The following is a 23,768-nucleotide window of genomic DNA, read 5'->3' as shown; positions in this document are numbered from 1 at the left end:
ATGGGTAGCAAAAATGGAATTGTCATCAACTTCATGGATGTCCCAATCTTTTGCAGCGAGTCACCATTTATGTGATTAAACTGGTGCCTAGTTTCTCTTGGCGCAAAAGTCTCTTATTGGATCAATTGCGCCCATATTGGAATTTCACCGATGACAATATCAAAAACGGGGATTACCAAGAAATAGGTTACTGCCACGGTGAGAATAATGCCGAGAAGGTTCAGACCAAGTCCACTTGTAACCATCTGTGGAATAGTGACATAACCAGAACCAAAGACGATTGCATTGGGTGGGGTAGCAACCGGCATACTGAAAGCGCAGGACGAAGTGATGGCTGCAGGGATGACTAGAAGTAGTGGGTTTTGACCAAGCCCGATGGCGACAGCAGAGAGGATCGGCATAGACATGGCTGCTGTGGCAGTATTCGATGTCATTTCTGTAAGTGTAATAATGAGAATAGTTACGGCCAGAACCATGACCATCGGTGGTGCGTCTCCTAAAAGACCGACTTGACTACCGATCCAGTCTGCCAATTTTGTATGTTGAACGCCTGAAGCCATGGACAGTCCGCCACCAAATAGCATCAACACGCCCCAGGGCATCTTTGATGCCCAATGCCAATTCATGACGAATTCATTTTTACGCAAGTTAATCGGAATGGCGAATAGGATTAGGGCCCCAACCATGGCGATTGATGCATCGGTGAGCATGCTTGGATCGGGAAAGAGAAATCCGAGCTGTTTGCGGAAAATCCAGCCAAGAGCTGTGAGTGTAAAGACCAGGGCTGTCCAACGTTCTCCGGTACTTAATGGCCCCATATCCTTTAGTTCCTGATTGATTAGGTCTCGGCCCCCAGGAACTCTTTTTAGCTTCATCGGGTTTGCTACGCGAGTCAACCAGAGCCAACAAAGGGGGAGCATAATAACGACCAGAGGAACCCCAACCTTCATCCAATTAACAAAGGTGATTTCGTATCCATAGGTCTTCTGTAAGTAGCCAGCCAGGACGGTGTTGGGTGGTGAACCTATTAAAGTAGCTATCCCTCCAATCGTCGCACCATAGGCGATACCCAGCATAAGATTGAGGCCAAAAGCAAATTTTTCAGGTGAAAAATCAATCTGGCTGTCGAGACCTTCCTTTTTTCCTTCGTCGATGACGTGGGAGGTGATTGCTAGCCCAATAGGGAGCATCATGACAGCGGTTGCGGTATTAGAGACAAAGGCAGAGAGCATGGCAGTAGAAACCATAAACCCTAAAATCAGTCGATTTGGCGCAAATCCGACAATTTTTATGATGTTCATGGCGACACGCCGATGAAGGTTCCAGCGTTGCATTGCTAGGGCGATGATAAAGCCCCCCATGAAAAGATATATCAGGTGGCTAGAGTAAGGTGCAGTCGCCTGCTTTATGTGCATGATTCCCATTGGTGGGAACAGCGCGATTGGTAATAATGAGGTGGCAGGGATGGGGATTGATTCACACATCCACCAGCATGCCATGAGGAGTGCGACCGCAGCCATTTTTTGTGCATTAGGAGCCATGCCGGAGGGGAGCGGCATGAAGAAAACGAGAAAGAAAAGCAATGGTCCTACGACCAGTCCGACCTTCTGTCGCCTCGTGTACTCCCGAGGCTCCTCTTCATCGACTCCTCCTGGACCGGGTTTAAGTCGTTGCCGGTGCTCAGCAGGAGCATCTACAATCTCATCGGCGAGATCAACATCTTTTTCTTGTCGGGACTCGCTCAAACTGAGGCTTTTTTTCTTTAAATTTTCCAGAAGGGGTTGGGGGCGAAAAAGAAACAAGCTCTTGGTTTCATCGTGCATTTGCCACAAACGATCCCATAATATTGTCACCATAGTCATTCTACTCCCAAATAATAGATAAGTGAAAAACTTAAGGAAAAGCATAACAGAGAATTAGGGGATGAAAAGCTTAAGGTGGAAAAGCATATGGAGTTGGCGAGTTAGAGCAAGGATCAATTGTTCTGCGGCAATAAAGGGGTCACAATAAAGAATAAAGGGGTCAGGTCTACGGTTGACTTATGTTTAATGCAGATTGCACTTATTGCTTAATTCGCGAGTACGCACGAATCACCCCACCACCGCTACGATTGTTGCATCGTGGTAAAACTCAACGGCTAATCAGCACCTCAAAAATCAAAAAGGCCAGTTCTGAATCAGCAGAACTGGCCTTTTAGGCATTAAAACTATCGGTAAATTTCACTTAGGAAAACAACTGGGATCAGGTCTTGAAATGCAACAGTCCTATAGAAGTCTAAGCATGCCACGTTCACTGAACGGCTTGTTTTAAACTAAAAACATTGTAATTCAATACCTGATCCCAATATTGTGTTCATTATGATAATATCGGCGAGTCCTGTTTAATATCAAAAAACGCACGACATTCAGTTACATAGTTTGTCATCTATGCTAGGGAGATTATCCATGCCAACCCCCGAACCACAATCACCTGAACTCTCTTTAGCTCTTAAAGGGGCAAAATCTGGAATTTGGGATTGGCATATACCTGAAGAGTTAGTCTTTTTTGGTCCAAATTATTATCGGATTGCGGGATACGAACCCGATGAATTCCCCTCTAATTTTGAAGAATGGGAGAAGCGAGTTCATCCTGACGATATTGCTGCGATTAAAAAGGAGATTCAGCAATATATCGCGGGGGAATTAGACCACTTCACTGTTGAATTTAGATTCAAGACCAAATCGGGTAGCTGGATGTGGATTCTGGGGCAAGGTGAAATTACAGAATGGGATGAAGCCGGCAACCCAAAACGTTTTATCGGACTCCATATTGATATTTCTCAAAGCAAAATAACTGAACAATCCTATCAGCAAGAGAGAGCCTTTAACACCAGCCTAGTTGATACGGCACAGATGATTATCTTGTTATTGGATACCGAAGGCCGCATCAGCCGGATAAATCCTTATATGGAGACAATCACCGGCTACAAGGAAGCTGAAGTCAAAGGTAAGGACTGGTTTGATACTTTTTTACCCGCGGCCAACCATACAGAAATCCGTGCAATGTTTAAAAAAGCTATTGTGGACATTGATGTTAGCGGAGAAGCTAATCTCATTGTGACCAAGGATGGGCGAGAGCTTATGATTGAGTGGTACAATAAGACACTCAAAGGCATTGATGGCGCCATTATCGGGCTGCTTTCTTTCGGAATAGACATAGCTGAACGCATACAAGCTGAGCAGGAATTAAAGAAGAGTGAGTATCGGTTTAAAAACCTTTCCAGTCTGACCTTTGAAGGAATTATTATTCATAATAAAGGGATCGTTAAAGATACCAACAGTTCACTTGCTAAAATGTTTGGTTATACACAACATGAAATGATCGGCAAGAATGGAGTAGAGCTATTAATTACAAATGAGTCTCGCTCAACAGTCTATGAAAACATAAATAAAAATGTTGCTACCCCCTACGAGGTGATGGGGATAAAAAAGTGTGGCACACACTTTCCTGTTGAAATTCATTCTAGGGATATCATAACTGACACTGACAATTTTCGAGTCACAGCAATAAGGGATATCACGGTACGTAAGCAAGCCGAAAAGAAATTGCAAGACAGTGAACTTAAATTTAAGCTATTTGTTGATAATACTCAGGACTGGGAATCTTGGACCGACCCTGAAGGAAATTATATTTACGTCTCCCCATCTTGTGAACGGATCACCGGTTATACCCCCCATGATTTCAGTACAAACCCAAAATTATTTTTTGATCTGATTCAACCTGAGTACACAGAGATTGTTCAGCAGCATTTTAGTGATAAACATAAACACAAACATAAACAGCAAGCACCAACCCATTCTCTGGTCTTCCCTATTGTTACCAAAGCAGGAGAAGAGCGCTGGATAGACCATCATTGCAGTCCTGTCTATGATGAACAAGGTCATTATGTGGGTCGACGAGGTAGTAATCGAGATATCAGTGCCCGCAAAAAGGCTGAGTCGGCACTATCTAGAAGTGAAGCTAAACTAACCAGTGTTTTGCGTTCAGCCCCAGTTGGCATCGGCCAGGTTGCAAACCGGGTTTTCATTTTTGTTAACGACCAGTTTGCTACAATGCTCGGATATACTAAGGATGAATTGATTGGCGAAAAATCGCGCATTGTTTACCACAATGATGAAGAGTTCGAGAAAGTTGGAGAATATAAATATCAGCAAATCCAGAAAGAAGGAACCGGCAGTATTGAAACCATCATGCGCAAGAAAGATGGAACCTCGATCGATGTTTTTTTGAGTTCGACGCCGGTGAATCAAGAGGATTTAAGTCAAGGGGTGACATTTTCAGCCTTAGACATCACCGAGAGGAAGCACGCGGATAACATCATCCACAAAATGGCGTACTATGACTCCCTTACAGGGCTTCCCAATCGGTTGTTATTCCTTAATCGTTTAGAACAAAGCATGAAAGTGTCTGAGAGGAAGGGGAAACAGATTGCCGTACTGCTCATTGACCTTGATCGTTTCAAGAATATTAACGATTCTTTGGGGCATCATGTTGGCGATGAACTGTTGATCTATGTCGCGCGACTCATCGAAAGTTGCGTTCGTGACATGGATACGGTGGCACGACTCTCGGGGGACGAATTTGCCATTATCGTTGAGGATCCAGAGCGTTGTGAGAAAATTTCTATTGTAGCTCAGCGCATACTCGATGCTTTCTTGGCTCCAATTATGCTCAGTGAGCATCAGACGTATAGTTCATGTAGTATTGGGATCACTGTTTATCCTCAGGACGCAACTGAGGGTGAAGTTCTGTTGAAAAATGCCGATATTGCCATGTATGAGGCTAAAAGCAAGGGGAGTGGTCGCTACCATTTTTATGCCAAAGAGATGGATGGCATCGCTTTACGGCGTCACGAACTTGAAAACGGCATCCATTGCGCCCTGATTAATGATGAATTTTTCCTCTGCTATCAGCCACAGGTCAATCTTGAAACTGGAAAAATCACGTGCCTTGAAGCCCTCATCCGTTGGCAAGATCCCATAAAGGGATTGGTTTCTCCTGGGGAATTTATCCCCCTAGCAGAGGAAACCGCGCTGATCCTGATGATTGATAACTGGGTATTACATCAGGCGTGCCGACAATGTCGGACGTGGTTAGATAGTGGCTATTCAGAAATAAAAGTTGCGATAAATGTTTCTGGATTGCAGTTTAAACAACCTGATTTTGTTGAGTTGATTGATAAAGTTCTATTAGAATCTGGACTTCCAGCGGACTGTTTGGAACTGGAGCTGACGGAAGGTCATCTGATGGATAATATCGAAACAACTATCAACACATTAATGAAACTCAAAGACCGTGGTGTTAGCTTGGCTATAGACGATTTCGGCACGGGTTACTCTTCACTAAGCTACCTTAAAAACTTTCCGATTGATCGTGTAAAAATTGACCAATCGTTTGTGCGAAGTTTGCCAGGTGACGACAGTGATATTGCCATTATAGGGGCGATTGTTGCTTTGGCTCAAAGCCTCGATATGAAAGTGATCGCCGAAGGAGTTGAAACACTCGAGCAACTTGAAATTCTTAAAAACAAAAACTGTTTGGAGGTGCAGGGTTATTTCTTTAGTCGCCCTTGCCGCTTTGATGATCTTAAGCAACTTCTTGACGAGCCGGCACCTTTTCATGAATATATTTAGTGAAGCCATTGGGGTCAGGTCTTGAAAAGAAATATTCTATGGCATGCTGACCACTCGTTGGGTTCTTTTGAGCTGAAAGATTGCCTAGCAGCCTGTCGGATTAAGGGCCACGCTCAGCGAGCCAGATCATATGTAATTCGCCTTCATTGTTGTGCGCCCGCACTCGGTGCTGACTGACCTTGTAGCCGACCTTGCGTAGCCGTTCCTTGAATTTTCGATCGGCTCTGGCCGACCATACCGCCAGAATCCCCCGGGGACGCAGCGCTTCGTAGGCCGTGGTCAGACCATCCATCGAATATAGCCAGTCATTCTTCTTACGGGTTAAGCCCTCGGGACCATTATCGACATCAAGCATGATGGCATCATACGCCTGACGTTCAGCACGCAGAACCTTAGCGACATCGCCGACGCGGACACTCGTCCGTTCGTCGTGGAGGGGATAACCGGCATGCTCTCCTAGGGGACCACGGTTCCATTCCACCACCGCTGGCACCAACTCCCCCACCACCGCTTGGGCATTACTGCCCAGATTCTTTAACGATGCCGCGAGGGTAAAGCCCATCCCCAAGCCACCGATCAACACCCGTGGATCAGGACGTGAGGCCACTTTGCGACAGGCCAGTTCTGCCAGCGCAACTTCAGACGCGTAAGCACCAGTACTCATCAACACACCGCCGCCAACAATATTGATCGAGAATTCAGTATCTCGTTGAAAGAGCTGAAGTTCACCACCGTTGCCGGGGATCTGTGCCGTATCAAGGAGTGTCCAACATTTCATTAGTCTGTCTCTCAGTTGAGCAAGGGGCCAAGGGGGGTAAATAGAATAGTCACAGTGAATCTCATACTTGGCGAGAAGACGCAAGAAGATAGCGCACAATGGTACTGTTCGGGGTTAAAGCTTAACCACAGTCGATGGTGGCGAGTTGATCCATCAGCCATTGACCAGAAAGTGTGAAAGAAACGAATAGCCAACCACCGCTGCGATTGTGGCAGCACTGATGAAAATAGCCAAAACCAAATTACGGATAACTATAAAGAGAAACTAAAAAGCCAGTTCTGATTAGTCAGAGCTGGCTTTTGAATCATTGCAAATATATGCTAAATCTTTCTTAGTCACGATATCAATACCCTTTTTTTATCGGTAAATTTCACTCCTCTACGATTTAATCATCGTCAGCACCATCTTAAAATTTTTGGTCGCTTTTAAGCCGTGAGGCTCATTGGCTGGCATAATGATCATCTCGCCCTGTGTCAGGGTATAGAGGGTGTCAGAGATGGTGATTTCGACTTCACCATCGACAACGGTGACCATCGCATCAAATGGCGCACTGTGCGTGCTGAGCTCTTGACCTTGCCCGAAAGCAAACAAGGTAACGGTAGCGGTATCTTTTTTGATCAGTGTTTTGCTGACCACTGCATCGGCTTGATAATCAACGAGTTCAGTCAAAGTATGGATTTGCGATAAGGTTGTCATGATTAGCTCCTTGTGGGGGTGAGGTCATTGAGGTAAACCTTATCGTGATTTTACTAGAAAACCCTTGATGCAAATCAAGGTTACAGCAATTACTTGGCTCAGCAAGATCATTTTAGGTGGGACAAACACAACGGGGAGAGCAAAAAGCCCTCCCCGTTGTGGCAAGAATAGATATTTAGTGAACTACCAGTTCTCAGAACCGTGACATTGGATACTTGAACATGTCTGGCCATTGTAACTGCCTGTCGCTGTCGAACTACCACCAACGGTTGTCGCTGGATCGGTGCCGAAACTGGCAGTGGCTAAGTCGGCAAAGTGACCGGGACTCAGTTTGCTCGTACTGTGGCAAGCGTTACAGTTGTAGCCTTTATCTCTGACATGCTTGTCGTGCTTACCAGAATCGTAACTATTGAACTCTCCCGTACCAGAGCTATGGCAAGATTGGCACTGCGTATCCACCACTAGGCTGCCACTATCCCAGTCTGGAGTAGTCTGACCACCATGACAGCTAATATTCGAACAGGTGCCATCACCGTTGTCGCTGGCAAAACTATTTTTAGCATTATAGCTGCTGGCAAACGCTAACTCAAGTTGACCATTGTGTTCGGCACCGGCATGACAAGAGCTGCAATCGACACCGGCCAATGCATTGTGAACCACGTGTGAACCCGTTGTAGGAGGTTGATCATGACAGGCCGTGCAATCACTATAATCTGGCCCTGTTGCCACCGCTTCATACTGATCGACAAAGATACCGAGTTCGGTTTCCTCTTCACTGCTAAGAGTGATGCCTTGATGGCCTGCGGTAAGCTTAGGCCCAATGATGGTGCTGCGGCTAGCCAAATCTGTTGCAAAACCATCGGCATCGTAACCGTTGACGCTATGGCACGCGGCACAGTTGTCATCGTACACAGTTTGACCGCTAACAGGTGTCGGTTCAGGTGTTGGAATTGGATCAGGAACCGGCGGAGTTGCGACGTTAGCATTGGCCCAATCTACGAGCGCTGCCAGTTCAGTGGTGGTGAAGCTGAGGCCTTGATGACCGGCATCAATTTTAAGGGTAATTCCGGCACCGTTGCCACCGATATCGCCGGCAAAGCCACTGGTATCGTAATCACCTAAGCTGTGACAACTGGCGCAATTGGCATCAAATAGTTCTTGGCCAGTCAGTGGAATTGGATCTGGGTCAGGTACTGGTACGGGATCAGGTGTCGGCGCAACAGGGAGAGAATCAGCTATGGCGGTGATCTCCTCGGCTGTTAACACCAAGGAACCCATGCCGCCGCTATTCAGATCAATCGCCTCTTGAATGGCCACATCACTGCGATCAACAATATCGTTATTGTTCATCTGACCATGACACGCTTGGCACTCACTCTCATACAGAGCGGTCCCATCGGGTACTGGAACAGGATCAGGCGTAGGATCGGGTGTTGGAGTTGGATCAGGAGTTGGTACGGTGACGGTATTGTTAACAACCCACACCGTCACAGCTGAAACTTCATCGCTGGTCAGTACAACGCCACGATGACCGGCATTTATTTTTGCCGTAAGAATTGATCCGCTACCAGATAGATCCGGTGATCCCTGAGTATCGTAATCTCCTAAGCTATGGCACCCTGCGCACTGATTATCATACAATGCTTGGCCATCAGCCGGAGTTGGATCTGGAACAGGTGTTGGATCGGGGGTTGGGTCAGTCGGTACTACGCTATCGACATAACTGACCAACGCTTGCAATTCATTGCTAGCCAGATTGATCCCCATATGCCCCTGAGTGATTTTAGTATTGGCCAACGAACCATCATTGCTCAAGTCCATTTCACCACTGCTATTGACAGTGTGACAACTTGCGCAGTTGGCGGCAAACACGACGGCTCCATCAACGGTAACAGGTGGCACCACATCGACACGGTGCTCATATTCAGTCATTGCAGCCGTATCAAGGTTTGTTTGTGCTCCAGCAACCGCGTTATCAATAATCGTTGGATCAATGTTATCGAGTGAGGGCTGTTCCTTAATCAAGGCGACAATGGTCTGAACGGCGCTAACCATCGGTTTAATGACATCATCGAATAACAACGGTTGGTCATTGCCGCCCATCATGGTTGCATCGTGTGCCAACTGGTTAAAGTAAGTTTCGTTAAAGAGGTCCTGATTGACAGCCACCAATTCATCAAGAAGGGATGAGATTCCCTGACTATTTAAATCAGCACTGTCCAGTCCAAAATCATTATGCGCTTCCATCAGATTGTTGATCGCCATGTTGGCGTGCAGAAGTTTAAGTTTCTGGTCGGTAACCTGCGAAGATTGCCCCATTAGCGGTGCAACGGGATCAGCATACAGATTGTTGGCAGTCAAACCAGTGATCCCTGCATCACTTAAAACCTGAAGCAATTCTTGCTCAGAAACACCATTAGCAAGAATCGTCGTCAGTGGTGAAATAATTAAACCATCGGCGTCAGAAACAACAACTCGGCGCAACATCCCTTGATAAGGAGTTCCTTGATGAAGTCCTTTACGACCGATTTTCATGGAAATGGTAGAGCCTGGGGTAATGGATTTAGAAAAGGTGAATTGACCCTGATTATTTGAAGGGGTTGATTCTCGTTGCAAAACAGTCACACCATCGGCTGCAACCTCTTCAAACACGGCACCGACAATATATGGATCAACTGCAGTGCCGGTAAAACTTCCTGAATCATCAGCCGGCGCTGTTGTACTGCTAGATCCGCCACCGTCACCACCACATGCCGTCATTAGCATGGAAAGTAAGAGACAGATTAATCCTAAAATAATTCTTTTTTCTCGCATAGATACTCCTTTTGCTCAAAGGTCTTTTCGACCAACTTTTTTATCGGTCATATTGCCGAATTTATGCTCACGCGATAAAACACATTAACGACCCAACGCAATTCATTAAGGCCATCGCTATATAGTATCTATGCAATTCAAGGGCCACTTTTTATCGGCCATCTTCTAGTGAATTAATTGTAATCCATTGAAATTAGGTCGTTTTTTATTTATTACCGATTGAGGTTGTAATTACTGGGAGTTAAGTTCGATTTTGTGATGAAATTGCCAGGGGGATAAATAAGACTATTAGGACGAAATACTTAAACTAGACACATTACTGTAGCCACATCGCTTTTTAAACACAGTCCTTGTTGTCATTTTGCACACCTTGTACGGTAACCATCAACTAACAATATTTCACATAGCCGATCATTTTGTACAACTCAAGAAGGGTCGATTTCTGATGAAAATGTCACATTATGACGGGTATTGTTACGGCTGTATCTAGATCATATTTTTCACAAAAAAGGCAGAACCTACGGGTTCTGCCCTTGTCTATATATTACTGCGATCCAACAACGATATATATGACTCACGCAGCAGGGGTTCAGATAAACCAAGGTTATGAAATTACATTGTAAAACTCTCTTTACAGGTTTATAAATTATCTAGAAGTTTCCCACTTGCCACGGACAGAATAAAACCCTGCCCCACAAAGAAATAATGCCTCATCGTTCGAAGGAAGCAACAGATGGATATTAACGCACTTCTTCTCAATGGATGCTTTGCTCTGTATTGCATTAGCGTTTCACTGTATATAGCACACGCATGCCTACGCTGGCCAAGGCTACATCAGCTAGCCCTCGGCACGGTACTTCTTGCGTTTGGCTTCCAAAGCCTCAGTCTCGGGTTACGTTGGTTTGCCGCTGGCTACTTACCGGTTACGAATCTATTCTCAACCCTCTTTTTCTTTAGTTGGGCTCTCGCCGCAACCTACGTGTATTTTGAACTGCGCTACCGCCTCGCCTCCGCAGGCCTGTTTGTCATGGTGCTTAACCTACTCCTTCTGTACATCGCCCTGCCACGAGACCCAAGCCCCCCCGCGCTGATTCCAATGCTTGATACGCCGCTGTTCACGCTGCATATCGTCTTTTCTTTTCTCGGCTATGCCCTGTTTGCCATGGCCTTCTCTTTGGCGGTACTCTATCTCATTCAGCGCAAAACATCGGCCCTACCACTGCCATCGAGCAACCTGCTAAAACAGCTCAACGAAGAAGCTATTTTCCTTGGTTTTTGCTTCTTTACTCTCAGCATGCTTCTCGGTAGTTACTGGGCTTATGTCGCTTGGGGATATTATTTTTCTTGGAATATTAAAGCACTATGGTCAGCATTGATCTGGTTATATTTTGCTGGCATGTGCCACGCTAAATTTATCCGCCCTTGGCAAGGGACCGGCTATGCATGGCTCTCTATTTTAGGGTTTGCTCTGGTGCTCTTTACCTACTTAGGGATTGGCCTGCTGATGAAAAGTAGCCATCCTCTCGCATAATACCGTCAGGAAACAAAAATGTTTCGTCAATTATGGAAAATCTGCTGCTCTGCCAAGGTCACCATTATCCTCACCAGTGCAACAACCTTTATCGCTATTTTCGGTTCAACACAAATAATGAACAACCCACGGCTGTTTAATACAATGGACAGCAAACCCCTACTAGAATGGTGGCACGGGTACATGCCTCACGCCAACTCCTATAGCGTATGGATTCCCCTGTGCAGCGTACTCATCGGACTATTATGCTTGAATACCCTATGCTGTTTTATTGATTGGCTCGGTCACCTAAAGAGTCGTTGGAAAAAGGGGGGGGAATATCTCATCCATATCGGTTTTATACTCGTGGTCATCGCGTACGGCTGGGGAAGTATTTACGGCATGCGCAGCAGCAATAACAGTATTGCAGAAGGTGAAGTGATCGCCCTACCCTCACAGAGTGGTTACTTTTTGCGCCTGAACAGTTTTCAGCCGCAACTTGCCCCCTCGGGCCGCCCCGTTGATATGCTGAGCAACGTAACACTGCTCAAAGGGGATCAAGAGTTAAAAACAACAACCGTTCGCTTCAATCATCCGTTAACCCATGGTGACCTCATCATACTGCCAGGATCGTACAGCCAACAGGCGATTGGCTTTCGTTGTTCCCTCAACCAACAGCACGTTGAACTTAAAAAAGGGAGCACACATGTTCTGCCATCAGGATCACGCTTAAATGTTCTGGAATTTCATCCCGATATTCAGCAAATAGGAAGAGATACAGCGGCCAATACGCCATTACGAAATCCTGCTTTTTTACTGGAATTAAGTGACTCAACAAAAGAGAAAAAAAATATTTGGTATATTATGAAACAGGGAGCACCACAACCGTTACTAGCCGCCGGTTTTGCCCCCCAACGCTTAACGCCACTGTACAAAAACTACAGTCAACTAACCATCAATCGCGATCCCGGCGCTCCTTTGGCTGCGGCAGGCGGCATCGCGATGGTGTTAGGTGTTTTGATCAGCCTACGCTCTTTTTATGCCAAACGCTCCCGCAATAGCGTCACACATTTGCAATAGCCAGGTAAGCACATTTGCTGCTTAAGAAATTTAAAGCGCGGTTTCAATCTACATAGGCAACAAAAATGGGATAGTCCCCTTCATCCATGGAACTGCAGTACGTTCGTCCACTACGGTAACAACGTTATATATGACTCACGATCAAAGATAACTCCCCAGGACCATCCCCCCCGAATGAGAGCTTTCGACTTGTTTGTCTTCTGCCATTATTGTATGTTTACTAATTAGTCACACCTTCACCGTCTTCGATAATTAAGATCCACACATTTCTCTAGTTCAGAACAAAAAGTTAATAAACAGAGAACAAAAGACCACAACCAAAAACACGTACACAGCGGTATATATTAATGACGGGAAAAACCAGCAACTATATGTTTAATCTCATTGCTAAAAGGGACACCAAGATGAATCGAATAAAAACAACAACAAACAACACCTCCACGTTTCCCTCACGTCGAAGCAGTGCCACCCCCTTTAAACAATTAAAAATACATTCAAAGTTCTATAGCAGCCTGAACAAGCTGGCAATGCTCTGCCTTCTGGTCATCAGCTTTCTGTTTATCTCTGGCAATCATACTTTTGCCATGGGGGCAACCACTGAAAATTATGATGGTGCAGGTTCATCAGAGGGTGAAGTTCTGGCAAACGGAACCACACCATTTAATTTCAACGGATTTACATATCAGATAATTACAGTGAGTGGTGCTGTAGCAAGTACGGATATACTCTATACTCAGACATGGGGAAATGTGGGGTCAGCTGCGATCTCAGCTGCAGGTGACTTTGGTGCTCTGATCACTGTATTTAAAATTACAAAAACAGATAGCAGTGTTTTTGACACCTCAAGCCTATGGATGTCATCTGTGGGTCAGGCCTTCACCGTTACCGGCTACAATAACAATATCACCACGGGGCAATCAGTTAACGTTGCAGCCGATTTTAGGGACAGCAAAACCCTTGATTTTGTCGGCGTAGATGAACTTCGCTTTGAAGGGCCTGAAATAGTCGTTGATTTCGATGACCTTACTTACACCTTAGCTCCCGCCAACGCTACCCCAACACCTACAGCACCAAGTGCTCCAAGCGTAACTGAAGATGACACAAATGTTGCTTTGAACAATGACATTGATGTAGCGGATTCTGATGGAGACGATCAGACTCTTACATTTACGATAACTGGAGGAACGCTTGTTATCGGAACTTCAGGCATTACCTTTGGTGGTAGCGGTAACGGTTCGGCAAGTTATACAGCAGCAGGCACATTGGCTGAAATTAATACAGCTCTGGATGCAGCAACTTTTACACCCACAGCCAATCTAAGTGGCACCAATGCTGCTACAATTTCATTTGCCACCAACGACGGAACTGTGTCTTCCAGTGCGGCATCAGTTAGTTTTGACATAGCTGCCGTAAATGATGAGCCTACATTAACTGCAACGGGAACCAACCCTACATTTACTGAGGATGGCAGTGCAGCCGTTGTATTTAATAGCGCTTTCGCTTCTACAATTGAAAGTGGACAGACCCTCTCTGCTCTTACAATTACGATTACCAATGTGAACAATGGCTCCAGTGAAATTCTTAATGTAGACGGTACAGCTATTGTTCTTACACATGGAACTTCTGATACCACTGCATCCAATTCGCTTAGTTATAGTGTTTCGGTTGTTGGTACGACTGCAACTATCAGCCTAAGTGGAGGAACGCTAAGTACTTCTTCCTTGCAGACCCTTATCAATACTATTTCCTACCAGAACAATAGCAATACGCCAAACACATCAAACAGGGTGGTGACCCTTACCAGTTTAACTGATAGTGGTGGAACGGCGAATAGCGGAGATGATACCGCCGCGCTTGCTGTGGCCTCAACCGTAACAGTGATTGCTGCCAATGATGCGCCCTCCATTTCGATAAACGGCTCTACTTTAGCCTACACCGAAGATAATGCAGCCATTCAAATTGATCCAACAGCAACGGTTTATGATGTCGACGGGGATACCGATTGGAATGGCGGACAAATCGCTCTCGAAATCCAAGCAAATGATGAGGCTGCTGACGAAATCAGTATTAGTGATACAGATGGTGATGGAATAACAATAACCATTAGTGGATCCGATATATTTGCAAATGGCACCGACATCGGTAATTTAAGTCACAATGGAGGAGTTGTGACAGGAGCAGCCCAACTGGGTATTTTTTTTATTTCTAATGCGAGCAATGCCATTGTGCAGGAGGTGTTTCAGTCCCTACGCTACAGAAATACTTCTGACAATCCAGGGACTGGCAACCGATTAATAGTCATTGCCGCTTTTGATGCAAATAGTGTTGCTGATACAGTTAGCCGTACAATCAGTGTTACCAGTCTTGACAATGACGCGCCGACCATCACTACAAACAATGCTCTCAACATCAATGAGGGAGCAACCGCTTCCATTAGTGCAGCCTCCCACTTAAGTGCTGCTGATGTCGATGATGATGACGCAACATTGGTTTTTACAATAACCACCAATACTTTGAATGGTGCCTTGAAAAAATCTGGCACCACTCTGGAGCAGAATGACACTTTTACACAGGCCGATCTTACTGCCGGCAATATGAGCTATGTTCACGATGGCACAAATACTGACAGTGACAGTTTTATCTTTAAAGTTTCCGATAACAACAGTAATGAGCTGACCAATCAGACATTTTCCTTTGTTGTAACAACTCATACTCAAACCGCCTCACTGGCGTTACCAGCTAGTTCATCAACAGATAACAGTGACCTGAATGTTGATTTCACCCTTCCCGAAGCTGCAAGCCCCGGTACGCTTAAAATGACCTTTAGCCGAACAGGAGGCACTGCCGACGCGAATTCACCACATATACTCACCTTTGCTACCGGATTTGAATCAGCTGATCAGCATACAACCACACTAGATGGCACAGATCTGTCTTCAAATGCCAATGTCGAAAGTGTAAACACTGACGGCAATGATGCCCTTGTTGATGGCGCCACCTACTCTGTTAAACTGGAGTATCAGGATGAAGTCCTGAGTGCAGCTGCGTCGATAACATCTACCAGTTTTCACTATGAGAATATAACTCAGCTGCCCACGCTGTTATCGCCAGCAACAGGCTCAAGCGACAATGCTTCGCTGGCAATCGACTTTACCCTACCAGAGGCGGCAAGCCCTGGGACTGCCAAGATGACTTTTACCCGTACAGGTGGAACTGCTGACCCGAATGCACCACATATACTTACTTTTGCTGCTGGGTTTGAAACAGCTGCTCAGCACATAGCGACACTTAATGGATCGGATCTATCTTCGGATGCCAATGTCGCCAGTGTAAATACTGATGGCAATGATACCCTTGTTGATGGCGCCATCTACTCTGTTAGGCTGGAGTATCAGGATGAAATCCTGAATGCAGCTGCCTCGATAACATCTACCAGTTTTCACTATGACAACATAACTAAGCAGCCCACACTGGCATCGCCAGCAACCAGTTCAAGCGACAATGCTTCCCTGGCCGTTGACTTTACCCTACCAGAGCCGGCAAGCCCTGGGACTGCCAAGATGACTTTTACCCGTACAGGTGGAGCTGCCGACCCGAATTCACCACATATACTCACTTTTGCTGCCGGATTTGAAACGGCTGCTCAGCATATAGCTACACTTAATGGATCGGATCTATCCTCGAATGGCAATGTCACAAGTGTAAGCAGTGATGCCAATGATGCTCTTGTAGAAGGTGCCATCTACAGTGTTAAGTTGGAGTATCAGGATGCTGTAGACAATCCGCCGTCTTCATACACAAATACCGGTTTCACCTATGATCTTAACTATCCGGCAACTATAACGACTCAAGCTGTATCTTCCATTTCAACCACAACAGCCACAGGCAATGGAAATATTACAGATCTCGGCTATCCCAACCCTACCCAACATGGCGTTTGCTGGAATACCACTGGGTCTCCGACGACAGCAGACAGTAACACAAAGCTAGGGGCCGCTTCGTCAACTGGGGCTTCTACCTCTAACATTACCGGCTTAACTCCTGGAACAACCTACTATGTCAGGGCTTATGCAACCAATTCTGTAGGTACAAGTTATGCTTCGCAAGTGAGTTTCACAACGGGTGTTCCATCTATTGCCTTCAACACAACAAATTCAAACAACACGGAAGCCCTTATCGGTGCTGATTTACAGGTTGAGCTTTCGGCAATAAGTAGTTCAACTGTTACCGTTGACTATACGGTAACAGGTACCGCAGCGGGAAGCGGAACCGATTACACTCTGGCAAACGGTACATTAACCATTGCTGCCGGTGAGACCAATGGCAACATCACCATTGCAAGTATTGTTGATGACACGTTGGATGAGAACAATGAAACCGTCATTGTAACGCTGTCAAACCCAACCAATGCAACGCTGGGCACAAACAAGGTACATACCTATACAATCAATGACAACGATGCCACTCCAACGGTCACATTCACATCGGCATCACAATCAAGTGTTGGGGAATCAGGGGCCCTGACCCTGACTGCCCAACTCTCAGCTGCTAGTAGCCGAGATATCACAGTGCCATTCACTGTTAGCGCTGCGAGTAGCGCCACCGTCGGCACCGACTATGCTATCTCTTCCAGTCCGATAACCATTCCCACCGGATCAACAACCGCAAATATCACAATTACAATCGCTGCTGATGCCCTTGACGAGGACAACGAAACCATCATCATCAATATGGGCACACCGGTCAATGCGACCCAGGGCGCAACAACCAGTCATACTGCAACGATTACCGATGACGATATAGCCAGTTTTGCCGTAACGCAAACGGCAGGCAGTACTCTGGTTGCCGAATCGGCCAGCACCGACACATTTACGGTAGTTCTAAACGCACAACCCGCTTCAAATGTGGTGTTCAACATCGGCAGCGACGACACGGGTGAAGCCACTGTAGATAAAGCCACATTGACGTTTACGGCAACCAACTGGAACACCCCGCAGACCGTCACGGTTATCGGAGTTGATGATGATTTGGTCGACGGTGATCAGACCGCAAGCGTAACAATTGCGGTTAATGACGCCGCCAGCGATGATGTTTTTGATACACTGGCAACTCAAACAGTAACGGTTACGACAACAGATAACGATGTCGCCGGTTTTACCGTAATTCAGACGGCAGGCAGTACTCTGGTTGCCGAATCGGCCAGCACCGACACATTTACGGTAGTTCTGAACAAACAACCCGCTTCAAATGTGGTGTTCAACATCGGCAGCGACGACACGGGTGAAGCCACTGTAGATAAAGCCACATTGACGTTTACGGCAACCAACTGGAACACCCCGCAGACCGTCACGGTTATCGGAGTTGATGATGATTTGGTCGACGGTGATCAGACCGCAAGCGTAACAATTGCGGTTAATGACGCCGCCAGCGATGATGTTTTTGATACACTGGCAACTCAAACAGTAACGGTTACGACAACAGATAACGATGTCGCCGGTTTTACCGTAATTCAGACGGCAGGCAGTACTCTGGTTGCCGAATCGGCCAGCACCGACACATTTACGGTAGTTCTAAACGCACAACCCGCTTCAAATGTGGTGTTCAACATCGGCAGCGACGACACGGGTGAAGCCACTGTAGATAAAGCCACATTGACGTTTACGACAACCAACTGGAACACCCCGCAGACCGTCACGGTTATCGGCGTTGATGATGATTTGGTCGACGGTGATCAGACCGCAAGCGTAACAATTGCGGTTAATGACGCCGCCAGCGATGATGTTTTTGATACACTGGCAACTCAAACAGTAACGGTTACGACAACAGATAACGATGTCGCCGGTTTTACCGTAATTCAGACGGCAGGCAGTACTCTGGTTGCCGAATCGGCCAGCACCGACACATTTACGGTAGTTCTGAACACACAACCCGCTTCAAATGTGGTGTTCAACATCGGCAGCGACGACACGGGTGAAGCCACTGTAGATAAAGCCACATTGACGTTTACGACAACCAACTGGAACACCCCGCAGACCGTCACGGTTATCGGCGTTGATGATGATTTGGTCGACGGTGATCAGACCGCAAGCGTAACAATTGCGGTTAATGACGCCGCCAGCGATGATGTTTTTGATACACTGGCAACTCAAACAGTAACGGTTACGACAACAGATAACGATGTCGCCGGTTTTACCGTAATTCAGACGGCAGGCAGTACTCTGGTTGCCGAATCGGCCAGCACCGACACATTTACGGTAGTTCTGAACACACAACCCGCTTCAAATGTGGTGTTCAACATCGGCAGCGACGACACGGGTGAAGCCACTGTAGATAAAGCCACATTGACGTTTACGACAACCAACTGGAACACCCCGCAGACCGTTACCGTCACCGGAGTTGATGATGATTTGGTCGACGGTGATCAGACCGCAAGCGTAACAATTGCGGTTAATGACGCCGCCAGCGATGATGTTTTTGATACACTGGCAACTCAAACAGTAACGGTTACGACAACCGATAACGATGTCGCCGGTTTTACCGTAACGCAAACGGCAGGCAGTACTCTGGTTGCCGAATCGGCCAGCACCGACACATTTACGGTAGTTCTAAACACACAACCCGCTTCAAATGTGGTGTTCAACATCGGCAGCGACGACACGGGTGAAGCCACTGTAGATAAAGCCACATTGACGTTTACGACAACCAACTGGAACACCCCGCAGACCGTTACCGTCACCGGAGTTGATGATGATTTGGTCGACGGTGATCAGACCGCAAGCGTAACAATTGCGGTTAATGACGCCGCCAGCGATGATGTTTTTGATGCTCTGGCTAATAAAACGGTCAGTGTCGTCACCACAGATAACGATGTCGCCGGTTTTACCGTAATTCAGACGGCAGGCAGTACTCTGGTTGCCGAATCGGCCAGCACCGACACATTTACGGTAGTTCTGAACAAACAACCCGCTTCAAATGTGGTGTTCAACATCGGCAGCGACGACACGGGTGAAGCCACTGTAGATAAAGCCACATTGACGTTTACGACAACCAACTGGAACACCCCGCAGACCGTCACGGTTATCGGCGTTGATGATGATTTGGTCGACGGTGATCAGACCGCAAGCGTAACAATTGCGGTTAATGACGCCGCCAGCGATGATGTTTTTGATGCTCTGGCTAATAAAACGGTCAGTGTCGTCACCACAGATAACGATGTCGCCGGTTTTACCGTAATTCAGACGGCAGGCAGTACTCTGGTTGCCGAATCGGCCAGCACCGACACATTTACGGTAGTTCTGAACAAACAACCCGCTTCAAATGTGGTGTTCAACATCGGCAGCGACGACACGGGTGAAGCCACTGTAGATAAAGCCACATTGACGTTTACGACAACCAACTGGAACACCCCACAGACCGTTACCGTCACCGGCGTTGATGATGATTTGGTCGACGGTGATCAGACCGCAAGCGTAACAATTGCGGTTAATGACGCCGCCAGCGATGATGTTTTTGATACACTGGCAACTCAAACAGTAACGGTTACGACAACAGATAACGATGTCGCCGGTTTTACCGTAATTCAGACGGCAGGCAGTACTCTGGTTGCCGAATCGGCCAGCACCGACACATTTACGGTAGTTCTAAACGCACAACCCGCTTCAAATGTGGTGTTCAACATCGGCAGCGACGACACGGGTGAAGCCACTGTAGATAAAGCCACATTGACGTTTACGGCAACCAACTGGAACACCCCGCAGACCGTCACGGTTATCGGCGTTGATGATGATTTGGTCGACGGTGATCAGACCGCAAGCGTAACAATTGCGGTTAATGACGCCGCCAGCGATGATGTTTTTGATGCTCTGGCTAATAAAACGGTCAGTGTCGTCACCACAGATAACGATGTCGCCGGTTTTACCGTAATTCAGACGGCAGGCAGTACTCTGGTTGCCGAATCGGCCAGCACCGACACATTTACGGTAGTTCTAAACGCACAACCCGCTTCAAATGTGGTGTTCAACATCGGCAGCGACGACACGGGTGAAGCCACTGTAGATAAAGCCACATTGACGTTTACGGCAACCAACTGGAACACCCCGCAGAACGTCACGGTTATCGGCGTTGATGATGATTTGGTCGACGGTGATCAGACCGCAAGCGTAACAATTGCGGTTAATGACGCCGCCAGCGATGATGTTTTTGATGCTCTGGCTAATAAAACGGTCAGTGTCGTCACCACAGATAACGATGTCGCCGGTTTTACCGTAATTCAAACGGCAGGCAGTACTCTGGTTGCCGAATCGGCCAGCACCGACACATTTACGGTAGTTCTGAACGCACAACCCGCTTCAAATGTGGTGTTCAACATCGGCAGCGACGACACGGGTGAAGCCACTGTAGATAAAGCCACATTGACGTTTACGACAACCAACTGGAACACCCCGCAGACCGTCACGGTTATCGGCGTTGATGATGATTTGGTCGACGGTGATCAGACCGCAAGCGTAACAATTGCGGTTAATGACGCCGCCAGCAATGATAATTTTGATGCTCTGGCAACTCAAACTGTAACGGTTACGACAATCGATAACGATGTCGCCGGTTTTACCATCAGCGAGTCTGGTGGCACGACTGAGGTCTCAGAATTAGCCACCACCGACACGTTCACACTGGTGTTGGATTCGAGACCATCCAGCAATGTGGTACTGACAATTACCGGCCACGATGCTAGCGAAATTATCGCAGCACCAGCACTGGTGACCTTTACTGCCGCCAACTGGAACCGCCTGCAAACAGTTACCGTGACGGGGGTGGATGACGATGAGATCGATGGTATTAAGATTACGACAGTAACGGTTGCCGTTCAGGATACGGTAAGCGACGCTGCATTTGATCCATTGGCGGACCAAACCATTAGCGTTGTGAACCGCGACAATGATGCGGCGTTGGTGGTGGCCAGTCCCATTGCTGATGTGGCCGTGGTTGACAATATCGGCAATACCACCATTAATCTCAGCAGCACCTTCGAAAACCCCAATGACAGTACCGCGTCGATTGTTAAATCCGTTTTCGCCAATTCCAACTCTTCATTGGTGACAGCGTCCATCAGCGGCGACACCCTGACCCTGAGCTATAAGACCGATCAACTTGGCGCGGCAACCATCACCGTACGCGCTACCTCCAATGGTAAAAGCGTTGATGACAGCTTCGACGTCACCGTTCAAACGTTGCAAGAGATGACCTTCGAGAAGATACAACAGTACGCTGCGACATCCGATGCCTCGCTGCTGACGGTGGCAGAACTGGTAACTGCTGGGATGGTTGAGGTCGATATCGCTAACCTTTCCGCCTATAAACAGGCCATCAGTGCTCAGACTGAGATCGCCGATCTGGCAACATTGCAGACGCTGATCTATCAGGTCAACGCCATGGAGCGGATCAAAAACTATGCCCTGAGTTCCGATGCTTCGCCATTGACCATTGATGAGCTGATCAGCGCCGGCGTACATGGGTCAATTGCTGAACATTTGGACATCTATCAGCAGGAGATTGCTGCGTTGGAGTCGCTGACCGATCTAGCGGCACTACAGGCGTTAATTGATCAGGTCCATGCTCTAGTGACCATTCAAGGCTATGTCGAGCAAGTCGATGCCGCTGAGATGAAGCTGGCCGAGCTGCAACTCACCGGCACAGAGGATCTTTACTTTTACAACCTACCCGCGTATCGCCTTTCCATCGAATTAACCGATAACATCGACAGCCTGCTGGCGTTACAAGAGCTGATCGCCGCCGCCAACTTGGCCAGTGCTCTCGATCAGGGTGCGGCCGCTGTAACTTTGCCCGCTATCGTTGATGAAGATGACATGCTCGATCAACTCAAGGAGGATGAAGGTTACAGCATGCCTGTCGCCGATGATGAGGGCGATGAGCAACAGGTTGTGCTCTGTTCGCAACTACCTACCTATGAAAGCGTCGATCAAGATAGCGAAGAGGGACGGATAACTTTTACCAACACCTTTGATGGATCACAACTATCGACGGTGATTGATGAACAGGGTTTTATCGAGCAACAGGTGCAGACCGCCGACGGCAGCGAAAGCGGTGTGGCCAGCATGTGGCTGGATATCCTCGCCCAAACCAGCGCAGTTGGCGTCATGACCCTACAGGCCACCATCCCCTATACGGACAGTTACGGGGTAACCATCCCTCTGGAGATCACCACCACCCTGCAACCGACGGGCATGTTACAGGCACAGGTTCAACGCAATCCGACCTATGGCGAATCAACCACATCGACCCTAGTCAGCGAAGGGTTCAACGGCGGCGCGGTGATTCAGGCCGATGGTTCGCTGTTGATGATGCTTGAAACGGCCCTTAGTGGCAACCAGGTCAGCGCCACCGGCCATGTTGACACCGCTGGTCGTGTTGATGGCATCGTCGTTCAGGGCGGTGTCGAAACGCATGTCAACTCGCTACTCCCCGGCAGCGATGTCACTGTCCTCGACGATGGTTGGCTGCAGTTGCGTTCCGTTCGGGTTATCGATTTTACCGCCGTCAGTGTTCATGGCGACCAGTATGACAACTTATACTATGCCGACGACACAGAGCATAGGGTGCTCTACGCCAACGCCGACATTACAGAGCAAGGGGTATTATGGACCGGTTTCACCATTATCCATAACGGATATCTGGAACAGCAATACGACACCTTGGCGACGACAGCCGACAGCGGTTTCAGTAACAGTTTCCCGGCCCAGTCCAGCGCCACCATCACCACTGCGGACAACGGTGATCCACGCCTGACTATCACCACAACCCTGCAAGTGCCACTGCAATTTTAGACTTAGTTTATGACAGGAGAAAATAGATGAAATACCTACTAATAATGATTAGCGCCGCACTGTTGATTACGGGTTGCAGTGATGGCTCCAGCAGCAGCGATGTTGCCGCGCCCACCACGAAGACCTTAATCGCCGGTGAGTGCACTGACGTCCAGGATGGTGACACGCTGGAAGAACTTGAAGCGGGAACCGTAATTGAGATAACTCATGATCTGGATGGCAGCCGCACGGCCTGTGTCATAAGCGGCGAAGCACTGCTGACCTTTGGCTCAGATAATTAGTGACAATTTTTCACCTTGAGTACATAGAATAAAGGGGGACAGTCTTACGCCCTGTCCCCCTTTTTCAACTTGAATCACCTTAACCGCCAACTATTC

At 47.4% G+C, this 23,768-nt stretch carries 10 protein-coding genes; 6 read left to right on the top strand and 4 right to left on the bottom strand.

Translation table 11 applies throughout. The features are described 5' to 3' along the window. Positions 1 to 113: 113 nt before the first annotated feature. Entirely contained in the window at positions 114 to 1,856 is a 1,743-nt protein-coding gene (locus ACZ5KY_RS09350; protein WP_464243631.1) for an SLC13 family permease, read from the bottom strand. Positions 1,857 to 2,041: 185 nt separating this feature from the next. Between ACZ5KY_RS09350 and ACZ5KY_RS09345 the strand changes: the two genes are divergently transcribed. Beyond that, entirely contained in the window at positions 2,042 to 2,197 is a 156-nt protein-coding gene (locus tag ACZ5KY_RS09345; protein ID WP_464243630.1) for a hypothetical protein, read from the top strand. Between the two features lie 247 nt (positions 2,198 to 2,444). Continuing rightward, positions 2,445 to 5,672, top strand: coding sequence for a PAS domain S-box protein (locus ACZ5KY_RS09340; protein ID WP_464243629.1), 3,228 nt, complete (start codon positions 2,445 to 2,447; stop codon positions 5,670 to 5,672). A 100-nt stretch (positions 5,673 to 5,772) separates the two neighbouring features. On the opposite strand, the gene ACZ5KY_RS09335 is transcribed toward ACZ5KY_RS09340, so the two are convergent. The 3 genes from ACZ5KY_RS09335 to ACZ5KY_RS09325 all read right to left on the bottom strand — a co-directional run bounded on the left by ACZ5KY_RS09335 (position 5,773) and on the right by ACZ5KY_RS09325 (position 9,960). Further along, positions 5,773 to 6,450, bottom strand: coding sequence for a spermine/spermidine synthase domain-containing protein (locus ACZ5KY_RS09335; RefSeq protein WP_464243628.1), 678 nt, complete (start codon positions 6,448 to 6,450; stop codon positions 5,773 to 5,775). A 378-nt stretch (positions 6,451 to 6,828) separates the two neighbouring features. Further along, positions 6,829 to 7,146 carry a cupin domain-containing protein gene (locus ACZ5KY_RS09330; protein ID WP_464243627.1) on the bottom strand — a complete coding sequence of 106 codons (318 nt, stop codon included), beginning with the start codon at positions 7,144 to 7,146 and terminating at the stop codon, positions 6,829 to 6,831. A gap of 183 nt (positions 7,147 to 7,329) precedes the next feature. After that, positions 7,330 to 9,960 (bottom strand): c-type cytochrome, encoded by a 2,631-nt coding sequence (locus ACZ5KY_RS09325; RefSeq protein WP_464243626.1) that lies wholly within the window; start codon positions 9,958 to 9,960, stop codon positions 7,330 to 7,332. A 733-nt stretch (positions 9,961 to 10,693) separates the two neighbouring features. On the opposite strand from ACZ5KY_RS09325, the gene ccsA reads away from it, so the two are divergent. The 4 genes from ccsA (at position 10,694) to ACZ5KY_RS09305 (ending at position 23,672) form a co-directional block, all read left to right on the top strand. Then, the gene (gene ccsA / locus ACZ5KY_RS09320; protein WP_464243625.1) at positions 10,694 to 11,491 is read left to right on the top strand and encodes a cytochrome c biogenesis protein CcsA; all 798 of its coding nucleotides are present in this window, start codon (positions 10,694 to 10,696) and stop codon (positions 11,489 to 11,491) included. A gap of 18 nt (positions 11,492 to 11,509) precedes the next feature. After that, positions 11,510 to 12,550: a cytochrome c biogenesis ResB family protein gene (locus tag ACZ5KY_RS09315; protein WP_464243624.1), complete on the top strand. Its 1,041-nt coding sequence runs from the start codon at positions 11,510 to 11,512 to the stop codon at positions 12,548 to 12,550. 404 nt (positions 12,551 to 12,954) lie between these two features. Beyond that, entirely contained in the window at positions 12,955 to 23,391 is a 10,437-nt protein-coding gene (locus ACZ5KY_RS09310) for a beta strand repeat-containing protein (protein WP_464243623.1), read from the top strand. 26 nt (positions 23,392 to 23,417) lie between these two features. Further along, positions 23,418 to 23,672: a hypothetical protein gene (locus tag ACZ5KY_RS09305; protein WP_464243622.1), complete on the top strand. Its 255-nt coding sequence runs from the start codon at positions 23,418 to 23,420 to the stop codon at positions 23,670 to 23,672. Positions 23,673 to 23,768 lie beyond the last annotated feature (96 nt).

The organism is Desulfuromonas svalbardensis (assembly GCF_055389415.1).
Note: the sequence above shows the minus strand (reverse complement) of the source record. Positions and strands in the feature narration are given on the sequence as shown.